This is a genomic window from Serratia sp. 22278, assembly GCF_052045405.1.
Classification (GTDB): domain Bacteria; phylum Pseudomonadota; class Gammaproteobacteria; order Enterobacterales; family Enterobacteriaceae; genus Serratia; species Serratia marcescens.
Map to the genome: position 1 here is coordinate 419,777 of NZ_JBQEOW010000002.1, position 11,924 is coordinate 431,700.

General features: G+C 63.1%; 13 protein-coding genes. 6 read left to right on the forward strand and 7 right to left on the reverse strand.

From position 1 onward, the window contains the following. Positions 1-5 precede the first annotated feature (5 nt). Positions 6-770 carry an arylamine N-acetyltransferase family protein gene (locus ACTJJ6_RS06655; RefSeq protein ID WP_089195628.1) on the reverse strand — a complete coding sequence of 255 codons (765 nt, stop codon included), beginning with the start codon at positions 768-770 and terminating at the stop codon, positions 6-8. A gap of 151 nt (positions 771-921) precedes the next feature. Between ACTJJ6_RS06655 and ACTJJ6_RS06660 the strand changes: the two genes are divergently transcribed. Then, positions 922-1,674, forward strand: coding sequence for an SDR family NAD(P)-dependent oxidoreductase (locus ACTJJ6_RS06660; RefSeq protein ID WP_048794766.1), 753 nt, complete (start codon positions 922-924; stop codon positions 1,672-1,674). Here the strand turns inward: ACTJJ6_RS06660 and ACTJJ6_RS06665 are convergent. Beyond that, positions 1,659-2,555, reverse strand: a complete 897-nt coding sequence (locus ACTJJ6_RS06665) for a LysR substrate-binding domain-containing protein (RefSeq protein WP_049299457.1) — start codon at positions 2,553-2,555, stop codon at positions 1,659-1,661. The two genes, ACTJJ6_RS06660 and ACTJJ6_RS06665, sit on opposite strands and share 16 nt — an antisense overlap. Positions 2,556-2,672: 117 nt before the next feature. Here ACTJJ6_RS06665 and ACTJJ6_RS06670 point away from each other — a divergent pair, with 117 nt between their 5' ends. Next, positions 2,673-3,452: a HalD/BesD family halogenase gene (locus ACTJJ6_RS06670; RefSeq protein ID WP_049299458.1), complete on the forward strand. Its 780-nt coding sequence runs from the start codon at positions 2,673-2,675 to the stop codon at positions 3,450-3,452. 37 nt (positions 3,453-3,489) lie between these two features. Here the strand turns inward: ACTJJ6_RS06670 and ansP are convergent, their stop codons facing one another. Together ansP and ACTJJ6_RS06680 are read right to left on the reverse strand one after the other, a co-directional pair. Beyond that, the gene (ansP, locus tag ACTJJ6_RS06675; RefSeq protein ID WP_028127655.1) at positions 3,490-4,956 is read right to left on the reverse strand and encodes an L-asparagine permease; all 1,467 of its coding nucleotides are present in this window, start codon (positions 4,954-4,956) and stop codon (positions 3,490-3,492) included. Between the two features lie 432 nt (positions 4,957-5,388). Beyond that, positions 5,389-5,826 (reverse strand): PACE efflux transporter, encoded by a 438-nt coding sequence (locus tag ACTJJ6_RS06680; RefSeq protein WP_016928654.1) that lies wholly within the window; start codon positions 5,824-5,826, stop codon positions 5,389-5,391. A 112-nt stretch (positions 5,827-5,938) separates the two neighbouring features. Here ACTJJ6_RS06680 and ACTJJ6_RS06685 point away from each other — a divergent pair, with 112 nt between their 5' ends. Then, positions 5,939-6,832 carry a LysR family transcriptional regulator gene (locus ACTJJ6_RS06685; RefSeq protein ID WP_016928653.1) on the forward strand — a complete coding sequence of 298 codons (894 nt, stop codon included), beginning with the start codon at positions 5,939-5,941 and terminating at the stop codon, positions 6,830-6,832. Positions 6,833-6,848: 16 nt separating this feature from the next. On the opposite strand, the gene ACTJJ6_RS06690 is transcribed toward ACTJJ6_RS06685, so the two are convergent. After that, positions 6,849-7,412: a DedA family protein gene (locus tag ACTJJ6_RS06690; RefSeq protein WP_025301947.1), complete on the reverse strand. Its 564-nt coding sequence runs from the start codon at positions 7,410-7,412 to the stop codon at positions 6,849-6,851. Positions 7,413-7,462: 50 nt separating this feature from the next. Beyond that, positions 7,463-8,140, reverse strand: coding sequence for a DJ-1/PfpI family protein (locus ACTJJ6_RS06695; RefSeq protein ID WP_197758163.1), 678 nt, complete (start codon positions 8,138-8,140; stop codon positions 7,463-7,465). 91 nt (positions 8,141-8,231) lie between these two features. On the opposite strand from ACTJJ6_RS06695, the gene ACTJJ6_RS06700 reads away from it, so the two are divergent. From ACTJJ6_RS06700 to pbpG, 3 genes are all read left to right on the forward strand, one after another. Further along, a complete protein-coding gene (locus tag ACTJJ6_RS06700) occupies positions 8,232-9,176 on the forward strand; it encodes a GlxA family transcriptional regulator (RefSeq protein ID WP_016928650.1) in 945 nt (314 codons plus the stop codon). Positions 9,177-9,220: 44 nt separating this feature from the next. Further along, positions 9,221-10,324 (forward strand): adenosylhomocysteinase, encoded by a 1,104-nt coding sequence (locus ACTJJ6_RS06705; RefSeq protein ID WP_440801515.1) that lies wholly within the window; start codon positions 9,221-9,223, stop codon positions 10,322-10,324. Between the two features lie 151 nt (positions 10,325-10,475). Next, on the forward strand, positions 10,476-11,405 hold the full coding sequence (gene pbpG / locus ACTJJ6_RS06710) for a D-alanyl-D-alanine endopeptidase (protein ID WP_028127653.1): 930 nt from the start codon (positions 10,476-10,478) through the stop codon (positions 11,403-11,405). 34 nt (positions 11,406-11,439) lie between these two features. Here pbpG and ACTJJ6_RS06715 read toward each other — a convergent pair whose 3' ends face one another. Next, positions 11,440-11,895 carry a GNAT family N-acetyltransferase gene (locus ACTJJ6_RS06715; protein WP_016928647.1) on the reverse strand — a complete coding sequence of 152 codons (456 nt, stop codon included), beginning with the start codon at positions 11,893-11,895 and terminating at the stop codon, positions 11,440-11,442. Positions 11,896-11,924 lie beyond the last annotated feature (29 nt).

The window sequence follows — 11,924 nt, forward strand, 5'->3', positions numbered from 1 at the left end:
CGCCGTCAACGATCCAAATCGATGGCGAAATGCTGCCACAGCGCGGCGCGGCGTTCCTCTTCCGAATGCAACGTCGTTTCGTGGCGCTGGTGATCTTCGGTCACGATCAGCTTCATGTCGCTGAGGGTCACCCGGCCGTGTTCCGTCGGCCGTGAACACACCAGGCGTTGGGTGAAATGCGACTGCGGCGAGGTGCTGTGGAACCGGCACATCTCGTCGAACTCGTGTAACTCGCGCGGCTGAACGGTAAAGCGATACAGCGTTTTGGCATGCGAGCGTTGGTCGCCGTTGCGGCGCTCCAGCAGGTAATACTCGCCTTCCTGCTCCAGGTGGAAGGTGCCGCTGGCCTGCGGTTGCGGCTCGGCGGCGACGATCTTCAGCGGCGTCAGGAAGGAATCGCCGAAACCGACGTCCACCAGCCAGGCCTGCTCCGCCAGATCCACCCGCAGCGCCAGATGGTCGTAGGGCGGGCCGAAATGGCCGTCGCGCGCGCGGATCTCGCCGGAGATGAAGCTCACCTTGAAACCGATCTCCCGCAGCAGCAGGGCGAACAGCGTGTTCAGCTCATAACAGAAACCGCCGCGGTTACGCTCCACCACCTTGCTGAACAGCGCTTCGGGCGCCAACTGAATGCCCTGATGATAAATAATGCTCAGGTTCTCGAACGGTACGCTCAGCATGTGGCGATGGTGCAGCTGTTGCAACGTGGGGAGATCAGGGCGGGCGGCGCCGGCAAAGCCGATATGCTGCAGGTAGCGTTGGGTATCCACAGGGTGTCTCGCATGAGAAAAAGTAGGCATAAAATAGCGGGCTTTGCGGCGTTTGTGAGCGCATTACGTGCTGCGTTGTCACTGCTGCCGCAAACTGTCACTTGCCGGCGCTAGCCTGTTCCCCTGAGTTCAACGTTGCAGGAGAACGGCTATGCAAGATTTCAAACATCGGGTGGCGCTGGTGACCGGCGCGTCCACCGGCATTGGCGAAGCGATCGCCGCCGAGCTGTTTCGGCGCGGAGCCACGGTGGTGATGACCGGCCGCCACGCAGCGCCTCTCACCGCCGCCGCCGCGCGGCTCGATCCCGACGGCCGGCGGGTGATGACGTTGCGGATGGACGTGCGCGATGCGCAGTCGGTACAGCAGGGTATTGAAGAGACCGTGCGGCGCTGCGGCGCGCTGCATCTGCTGGTCAACAACGCCGGGATCACCGGCCCGCACGAGGTGGATATCGATCGGTACGCGGTCGACGATTGGCATGAGGTGATCGCCACTTGCCTGAGCGGCACGTTTTTCGGTATGAAGTATGGCCTGCCGGCGATCGTCGCCGGCGGCGGCGGGGCGGTGGTGAACCTCTCTTCCGCCAACGGCGTGGTGGGCATTGCCGGGATCGCACCTTATACCGCCGCCAAGCATGGCGTGCTGGGCCTGACGCGCTCGGCGGCGCTGGAATTCGCCACGCGCGGCGTGCGCGTCAATGCCGTCGGGCCGGGCTATGTGGATACGCCGGCGATGGGGGAACTGCCGGCGTCGGCGCGGGCGCAGATGGCCGCTTCGCACCCGATGGGGAGGATGGCGACGCGGGAAGAGGTGGCGAAAACGGTGGCTTTCCTGCTTTCGGACGACAGCAGTTTCACCACCGGCGCGTTTTACAGCATCGACGGCGGTTATACCGCGCGCTGAGCCAGCGCCTGCAACCAACGGAGAAACGCCGCTGCGCCGGGTTTTTCCAGCGTGCGCGGCGGGTAAACCACGTAGTAGGGTTTGCTGAGCGGCAGCGCCGGTTCGGCCAGCGTGACCAGTTGGCCCTCCGCCAGTTCACGGGCGATCAGCCGCCGCTGGCCGAGCAGCACCCCGTGCCCTTGCACGGCGGCGTCGATGGCCAGCGAGGTCAGGTTATAGGTCAGCCCGCGCCGCGGCGGCGGCGACCGATCGGCGGCGGTGAACCACTCGTGCCAGCCCGGCAAAAACTGGCTCTCCTTGCCCCAGTCGACGTGGATCAGCGGCAGCTGCGTCCAGTCGCCGCGATCGCGCAGCGCCGGGCTGCATACCGGCTGCACCCGATCCTGAAACAGCCGCGCCTTTTCCAGCAGCGGGTAATCCTGATCGCCGAAGCACAGGGCGAAATCCGCCGCCGAATGGGCGAAATCGACCGCCGCATGGGTCGCGTGCAGCCGCAGATCGCCGTCGGGGCACTGCGCCAGCCAGTCGCCCAGCGCCGGGTTCAGCCATTTGGAGGCCAATGCCGGCAGGGTGAACACCGTTAGCGTCTGCTTGCCGCGCTGGCGTTCCACGTGCTGCTGCGCCACGCGCAGCGTTTCAAACGCCTCCTGCACGTAGGCCAGGTAGTCCGCGCCCTGCTCGGTCAGCGTGACGCCGCTTTTGGCGCGAATGAACAGCGTGATGCCCAGATGTTGTTCGAGCTGGCGGATCTGCTGGCTGACGGCGGCGGCGGTCAGCGCCAGCGCATCCGCCGCGCGAGCCAGGCTGCCGGTGCGAGCGGCGGTTTCGAACGCCAGAATGGCGCTCAGCTTGGGCAAGCGCGCACGGGACGGTGAGTGCATGAGAAGGGCTTATCGCTAAGAATTCGTTAGCTTATCCATAACGTATTTTTGTTATGGCGGCAATGCGGCATTCGCTACAGTGAGAGGCATCCGGCTTTCGCACACGAGGGGAACGTCATGCCGTCACTTGCCGATATTATCGATCTGTCCGCCCATCCCATCGACGACGCCGCGTTCCGCGCCCGTTGCCAGCAAACGCTGGCGCGCGCCGGTGCGCTGGTGCTGCCGGGATTTCTGCGCGCCGCCGCGCTGGCAACGGTAAGGTTGGAGGGCGCCGAACAGCACCATGCGGCGTTTTATGCCACCAGCCAACACAACGTGTATCTGCGCCCGCAGGACGACGCGCTGCCGGCCGATCACGCGCGCAACCGGCTGGTGTCGTCGTCCAAGGGCTGCATTACCGACGAGGATATTCCGCTGCAGTCGCCGCTGCGCGCGCTGTACGACGCCCCGGCGTTTCGCGAGTTTCTCTGCGCGGTGTTGGATGAGGCGCAGCTGTATCCCTACGCCGATCGGCTGTCGTCGATCAACCTGCATTACGCCCACGCCGGTCAGGAGCTGGGCTGGCATTTTGACAACTCCTCGTTTGCCATCACGCTGCTGATCCAGAAACCGCAGGCGGGCGGCCGTTTCGAATACGTTGAGAACCTGCGCGACGCCGATCGCGGCGAGATGAACTATGCCGGGGTCACGCAGGTGCTGGACGGTGAGCGGGCGGTCAAACAGTTGGCGATCGAGGAGGGGGATCTGGTGCTGTTTCGCGGGCGCAACGCCATGCACCGGGTGACGCCGACCGAAGGAGACACCACACGCATGCTGGTGGTGCTGGCCTACAATGCGCAGCCGGATGTCATGCTGTCGGAAAGCGCCAGAATGACCTTTTACGGCCGGTTATAGCGGATAAAAAAACCGCCCCGGAGGGCGGTTTGTCGATTCAGCGCGGGTTCTGCTCTTCGTGAGCCTGCTGCTCCAGCTTCACTTCCTGCGCGCGCTTGCGCAGGCCGAACCAGCCCAGCGTCAGCAGCACCGCCAGCACCGGAATGGTGGCGATGGTCCAGGTGCCGTTCGGGTAGTCGAACGCCATCATCACCACCACGATCAGCAGGAACGCCAGCGTCAGCCAGGAGGTGAACGGCGCGCCCGGCATTCTGAACGATACCGGCTGCGCACGGCCTTCGCGCACGGCTTTGCGCAGGCGCATCTGGCAAACGATGATAAACGCCCAGGAGGCGATGATGCCCAGTGAGGCGATGTTCAGCACGATCTCGAATACCCGCGACGGCACCAGGTAGTTGAGCACCACGCCGATCACGTAGATGCCGCAGGTAACCAGGATGCCGGCGTAAGGCACCTGCTGGCTGCTCATTTTAGCCATCAGCTTCGGCGCGGAGCCGCCCATCGCCAGCGAACGCAGGATGCGGCCGGTGGAATAGAGGCCGGAGTTGAGGCTGGACAGCGCGGCGGTCAACACCACGATGTTCATGATGGTGCCGATGTAAGGCACGCCCAGCTTGCTGAAGAAGGTGACAAACGGGCTTTGGCCGGCCTGATAGGCGTTCCACGGCAGCAGCAGCACCAGCAGCACCACGGAGCCGACGTAGAACAGACCGATGCGCCAGATCACGCTGTTGATCGCTTTGGGCATCATTTTAGCCGGATCTTTACACTCGCCGGCGGCGGTGCCGATAAGCTCGATGCCGGCGAAGGCGAAGATCACCCCTTGCACCAGCACCAGCGCCGGCAGCAGGCCGTGCGGGAACATGCCGCCGTTTTCGGTGATCAGGTGCATGCCGGTGGTGTGGCCGGCGACCGGGGTGCCGGTGCCGAGGAAGACGACGCCGACAATCAGGAACAGCGCGATGGCGACGACCTTGATCAGCGCGAACCAGAACTCCATTTCGGCGAACCACTTCACGCCGATCATGTTCATGGTGGCGACGATGCCGAGCGCGCCGAGGGCAAACAGCCACTGCGGCACGTCGGCGAAGGTGCCCCAGTAGTGCATGTACAGCGCCACGGCAGTGATGTCGACGATGCCGGTCATCGCCCAGTTGAGGAAATACATCCAGCCGGCGACGTAAGAGGCTTTCTCACCGAGGAATTCGCGGGCGTAAGAAACGAAGCTGCCGCTGGAAGGGCGATGCAGCACCAGTTCGCCCAGCGCGCGCAGGATGAAGAAAGAGAAGATCCCGCACACCAGGTAGACCAGCGCCAGCGCCGGCCCGGCCAACTCGAGACGGCCGCCGGTACCGAGGAACAAGCCGGTACCGATGGAGCCGCCGATGGCGATCATTTGGATTTGCCGGTTGCCCATGCTTTTGTGATAACCGGATTCATGAGAGTCTAGCCAGCGTCTTCTGGCGGCGTGTTTGTCATCCGCCGACTTTTTTTGTGAGTGCATTATCCGTCCTGTTTACCTGTCTATGTTAACCCTGCTCTTAACGAGAGCAAACGATTGCTATGACCAATCGTCATGAGAATGAGGTCGTGGCATCATTCCGCTGTTTATTGTGTATACAGCCATCATTAAAATAACGGCGAAGCATGCTACCTTTTCTCCGTAATGGTGGCAAAAAATACTGCGCATAAAACGTGAACAATTGTGTTTATTTTTTAATCCAAATATAAAAGGATATATTATTCAAAAAGATGTGATGTTTTATCAAGACGGAAATATCGAAGAATAAAAAGTGATTAAAATCACAAAATAATAATTACCGTGCAAATTACAGGGTGTTGTTCTTATATTTCGCGGTGAGAATTAAGGGGGAAGGAAATGGCGACCCGCGCAGAAAATGGGATCAGCAGCGGGTCGGTGGGTGCGTAGCGAGTCTTAGGCCGATTCACCGGCCGGCAGGGCCGATGCGGGCAGGCCGAACAGCTTGTCGAACGCCCAGTTAAACAGGAAGGTGTAGCAAGGAATGATGACGATCAACGCCATATCCAGCAGCAGCGCCTGCCACAGCGTGATGCCCATCCACCAGGCGATCAGCGGGATCAGATACACCACCAGCGTCAGCTGAAAGCCGACGGCGTGCAAAATGCGGCGTTTGAGCGTGCGGGTGCGCGACGCCTGGCGGCTTTCCCACCACTCGAATAAATAGTTGTAAATAAAGTTCCAGCTGACCGCAATGGTGGTGATCACCACCGCCAGCGGCCCGGTGCTGCTTGGCGCATGGCCTGACAGCAGCGCCAGCCCCAGCGCCGAGATCGCCATGCCGATGATTTCATAAGCGGTGACATACACCAGTTTGCGTTTGACGCCTTGCATCGTTTTCTCCCGATCTGTTTTTAGTTGCCTCTGTGGCGACGGCGGCTAAGATAACGTCAATCACATTGATAGAAAAAGTCAGGAGCTGTCAGTTTTATTGACAAGTTAAACAATGAATTTCTCCAGCGACAATATCGAACTGTTTTTGGCGGTGCTCGATCGCGGCTCGTTTTCCGCGGCCGCCCGCGCGCTGCGGCGCGTGCCGTCCGCCGTCAGCATGGCTATCGCCAACATGGAGGCGGAGCTCGGTTTTGCCTTGTTCGACCGTTCTCACCGCGAACCGACGCCGACCGCGCTGGCGCTGGCTCTGGCGCCGCACGCCCGCCTGATCGCCGGGCAGCTCAAGCAACTGCAGGTGCACGCCATCGAACTGTCTCAGGGGCTGGAGAGCCGGCTCTCAATCGGCGTGGCGTCGGATATCAACGGCGCCGGCCTGCTGGCGGCGGTGAAAACGCTGTCGCAGCGTTATCCGCTGCTGAACATCGAAGTGCTCAGCGCGCCGCAGGACGACGTGCTGCATATGCTGCATCAGGAGCGCGTCGGCGTTTGTCTGGCGTTTGGCGGGCTGAACATCAACAGCGCAGAACAGTTCCACTTCGTCGGCGCGGAGTCGCTGGTGGCGATGCTGTCGCCGCAGCACCCGGCGCTGGACGGCGCGGCGGGCGAGCTGTTTCTCGAGGATCTGGTCAACGTGCGGCAGATCATGGTGGCCAGCCGCGATCTGCCGATCGGCGATCTGCGCCCGCAGGTGGCGGAGGCGTATTGGCGCACCGACAGCCTGCCGATGGCGCTGAACATGGTGGAGGCGGGCCTGGGCTGGGGCAACTTCCCGCTGTCGCTGGCCGAGCCGCTGCTGGCGCAGGGGAGGCTGGTGCGGCTGAAATTCAAAAACACCAAGAACGAGCTGCGCTTGCCGATGCATTTGATCTGGCTGAAGAACCGCCCGCTGGACAAGGCGGCGCGCGAGCTGGTCGAGCTGATGCGCGCGGCGCCGCAGGAAAGCTGACGCCCGCTGCGTTCGCTTACTCCGGGTGGCGTTTACGCCACCAGAAACGCACCAGCAGGATGGCGGCGATCGCCAGCGCGACAAACAGCAGGCCGGAGAGCTTTTTGTCGAAGCCGGTAACGAAGCGTTCGATCGCCTGGCCGCCAAAATAGCCGAGCATGACGAAGATCGTCGCCCAGAGAATGGCGCCGAGGATATTGAGCGGCACGAAGCGCGACGGCGGCAGGCGGCTGGCGCCGATCAGCACCGGGCCGATGATGCGGAAACCGTACATGAAACGCACCCCGATAACGAACAGCATCGGGTGGCGGGCGATCAGCCTTCTGGCGCGCGCGATGCGCTTTTCCTGCCCCTTGAGCCGCGAGATGACGCGGCCTTCGAACCGGCGGCCGGCGAAGTACAGCAACTGGTCTCCCATCATGCCGCCCAGCGCCACCACCGCGATCACCCACGGCCAGTGCAGCAAGCCTTCATGGGCGGCGATGCCGCCCAGCAGCGTGATGGTTTCCCCTTCCGCCAGGCAGCCGATAAACAACGCCCAGTAACCGTAGTCCGTAATGTAGTGGGCCAAATCGGTCATTCCTTGCTCCTTATGTGGCTGACGCATAAGGGCAAGTATACGCCCGATCGCTAGCCTTGGGCGATTTGGGCCACCAACGCTCTGCGCCGCGCCAGGCTTTCCGCCATCTGCGTCTGTACCCTGGCGTAAATGTGCGGCGGGGCCAGTTCCGGCGTGCCGCCCTCGAACGGCGGCGCCGGGGCGTATTCCAGATAAAGCTGGATCATTTGGGCGGTGTCTTCGCCGTGCAGTTCGGCGATCAGCGCCAGCGCAAAGTCGATGCCGGCGGTGACGCCGCCGCCGCTGATCACATTGCCGTCGCGTTCTACGCGAGCAGCGCTGGGTATGGCGCCGAACAGCTTCAGGCTGTCGCGCATCGACCAGTGGCAGGCGGCGCGTTTGCCCGCCAGCAGACCGGCGGCGGCCAGGATCAGCGAACCGGTGCATACCGAGGTCAGGTAGCGGGCATCGGCCCCCAGCCGCCGGATTTGCTGCATGAACGCTTTATCCTGCAGCGCCTGGGCGCAGCCGCTGCCGCCCGGCACGCACAGCACGTCGCAGCGCGGGATCTCCGGCAGCGGGCGCAACTGGGTGAAGTGCAAGCCTTCCGACTCGACATCCGCGCCGTCTACCGAGGCGACGATGATTTCCGCGCCCGGCATGCGGCGCAGGAACTGCAAGGGGCCAGTGAAGTCGAGTTGGGTGACGCCTTGATAGATGGGAAATACAATCACGAGTGGTTCAGACATGACATTCGCCTCATTTTTATCGTTGGACCTGGGCCATAATAGCCGCCCTGTATTTGGCTGATATGACAGATAACCCTCAAAAAGCGCCATCATGAAAACGATCGGTTTTGTGGTTTTTCCCGGTTTCAACCTGCTGGACTTTGCCGGCCCGCTGGCGGCGTTCGATAACGTCAGTCAGTTTACCGATCCGCCGGCCTATCGCTGCGTGGCGATCTCGCCGCAGGGCGGCATGGTCGCCAGCTCGGCCGGGGTGGAAATCGCCACGCAACCGTGCGGCGACGAGCGTTTCGATACGTTGGTGGTGGCCGGCGGCAGCGGCAACGTGATGGCGGCGCAGTCACCGGCGCTGGCGGCGTTCCTGGCCAACCAAAGCCGACGAGCGCGGCGTATCGCCAGCGTGTGCACCGGGGCGTTTATTCTGGCGGCCTGCGGACTGCTGGACGGCAAACGCGCCACCACCCACTGGTATCATGCGGCGCGGCTGCAGCAGAGTTATCCGCGCATTCGCGTCGACAGCAACCGCATTTTCATTCGCGATGGCGATATCTGGACGTCGGCCGGCATCAGCGCCGGCATCGATCTGGCGTTGGCGTTGATCGAGGACGATCTGGGCGCCACCCTGGCGGCGGCCGTGGCGCGGCAGCTGGTGGTCTATCACCGTCGTCCCGGCGGGCAGTCGCAGTATTCGCTGTTGCTGGCGTTGAACCCGTCGTCGGATCGCATGCGCGCCGCGCTGTCGTACGCGCGCGAACATTTGCACCTGCCGCTGTCGGTGGCGGATCTGGCCGACGCCGCCTGCCTGAGCGAGCGTCAGTTCGGCCGGCTGTTCCGCGCCGAAACCGGGCAGACGCCGGCCAAGGTGATCGAACAGCTGCGGGTGGAGGCGGCCAGGGTACGCATTGAAGAGAGCGCCGAGCCGCTGGAGGCGATCGCCCGTTCGGTGGGATTCAGCGATCCGGAGCGCATGAGGCGGGCGTTTATCCGCGTCTTTGGCCTGTCGCCGCAGGCGATCCGCCGGCTCGGCCGCGCGGGATAATTTTTTGCCACGCCTGGCGGCGGGGCACACCAGAGGAGCAACGGATGTATCAGGATTTTGAGAGCGAATTGAGCTGGGCGATGCGCCATATGCCGCGCACCCGAGCCGCGGTGGCGGCGTTGCCGGACCTGCACGGGGTGCGGCTGGCGTGCAACATGCACCTGGATCTGAAAATGGCGCCGCTGGTGGCCGGCCTGCTGGACAAGGGCGCGGCGATCTTCCTGACCACCTGCAATCCCACTACGGTGCAGGACGATGTGGTGAGCTGGCTGGAGCGGCGAGGCGCGCAGGCCTATGCCTGGCGTGACATGAGCGCCGGCGAATGGTCGGAATCCTTCGACCGCGCGCTGGCCTGGCGGCCGACTCATTTGTGCGAAATGGGAGCGGATTTGACCACCCGTTTGCACCAATCGCCGAACGGCCCGCAGATCGTCGCCGGGCTGGAGGCCACCGGCTCGGGCATCAACCGGTTGAACGGCGTGGCGCCGCGCTACCCGATCTTCAACTGGGACGATCTGCCGGTGAAAGAGGGGCTGCACAATCGGCATATGGTTGGGCTGACCGCCTGGCACACTTTCTTCCAGACCACCCACTTGACGCTGCATGAAAAGCGCGTGCTGGTGATCGGTTACGGCCTGGTCGGGCAGGGGACGGCGGCCGCGGCCAGAGCCTACGGCGGCCAGGTGATGGTGGCGGAAATCGATCCGGCGCGCGCGCTGCAGGCGCGTTATGACGGCTGGCAGGTGGTGGATCTGGCGAGCGGGGTCGCGCAGGCGGACGTGATCGCCACCGCGACCGGCGCGAAAAACGTGCTTTCGGCGCAGCATCTGCAACAGGCGCATGACGGCGTGTTTATCCTCAACGTCGGCCACGTGGCGGAAGAGATCGACGTCGGCTTCCTCAAGGGCTTGCCGCACCACGAGCCGATGCCTTATGTGAATGCTTACCAACTGAATGAAAAGACGGTCTATTTGCTGGCCAACGGGTCAATGTTCAACCTGACCGCCGGCTACGGCGACAGCCTCAACGCCTTCGACGTCACGCTGGCGGTGATGGCGGCCGGCATCGGCCATATCGTCGGCGCGGGAGCGCGGCAAACGCCGGGGCTGTACCTGCTGCCGCAGTCGGCCTGGCAGCCGGCGCTGTAACTTTTTCTACGCGGGCGTTCATCCCAGAGCGCCCGCGGGCTGCGTCGTTTTTCGGCCGACAGAATTTGTCACAAATCCGCCATACAATCCCAGTGCCAAGCGCTGAACCCTCACATATAATTCGCTGAGTTCAAGCCCCCATTTCAGAGTAATGCCTGTGAAAATACGTGTTTTGGTTCTGACCCTGCTCGCTTTGCAGGCGGGCGCAGGCTTTGCGCCGCGCGCGCTGGCCAGCGACAACGCCGCCGCCGTGCACGCCACCCAGCCTGAGCTGGCCTCCGGCAGCGCGATGGTCGTCGATATGCAAACCCATAAGGTGATGTATGCGCGCAACCCGGATGAAGTGGTGCCGATCGCCTCGATCACCAAGCTGATGACCGCCATGGTCACGTTGGACGCGCACCTGCCGCTCGATGAGATGCTGGCGGTGGACATCCGCCAGACGCCGGAGATGAAAGGGGTGTATTCGCGGGTGCGGCTGAACAGCGAAATCAGCCGCAAGGATATGCTGCTGCTGGCGCTGATGTCGTCGGAAAACCGCGCGGCCGCCAGCCTGGCGCACCACTATCCGGGGGGCTACAACGCCTTCATCAAAGCGATGAACGCCAAGGCCAGGGCGCTTGGCATGACCAACACCCATTACGTGGAACCGACCGGGCTCTCTATTCATAACGTATCGACGGCGCGCGATCTGACCAAGCTGCTGATCGCCACCAAGCAATACCCGTTGATCGGCCAGCTCAGCACCACCACCGAGCGCATGGCCAGCTTCAAGGATCCGAACTACACGCTGCCGTTCCGCAACACCAACCATCTGGTGTACAACCCGAAGTGGAACATTCAGCTGACCAAGACCGGCTTCACCAACCAGGCTGGCCACTGCCTGGCGATGCGCACCGTGATCGGTAACCGCTCGGTGTCGCTGGTGGTGCTGGACGCCTTCGGCAAATACACCCACTTCGCCGACGCCAACCGGCTGCGCAGCTGGATTGAAACCGGCAAGGTGACGCCGATCCCGGCCGCCGCCCGTGACTATCGCCGCCAAAAAGACGCCCGTCTGGCGAAAAACGACAGCGAATAACCCGCCTGGCGGCCTGCCCGTTTGCTGCAGGCCGCTATCGGCCTTCGGGCCGTCTGATGACAAATCCCCGCTCGCGATCGCCGTCGAAACCCGCTTTGAGATAAAGCTGGTGCGCGCCGGTGCGTTGCTGTCCCGACAGCAGCATCACCTTGTAACAGCCTTTACGCCAGGCCAGTTGCAGCGCGTATTCGATCATGGCGAGCGCTACGCCGTGGCCGCGGTAGGGCTCCGCCGTCACCACGTGTTCGATGACGCCGAACGGTTGTGCCTGATGCGCCAGCCCCGGGATCAGCGCCAGCATGCAGGTGGCGATCGGCTGTTCCTCGTCCGCCGCCACCACCAGGCGGATCGCCGGATCGTCCAGCAGGCGTTGCAGGGTGCGGCGCGCGTCGTCGGCGCGCAGCGGCGCGTCCTGCGGGCGCAGCTCGCGATACAAGGCTAACAGGCCGTTGAGATCGTCCGGCTGCGCCAGGCGATGAATGATGCTCATGGTTGCTCCTTTCCGCCGCTTCAACGGTA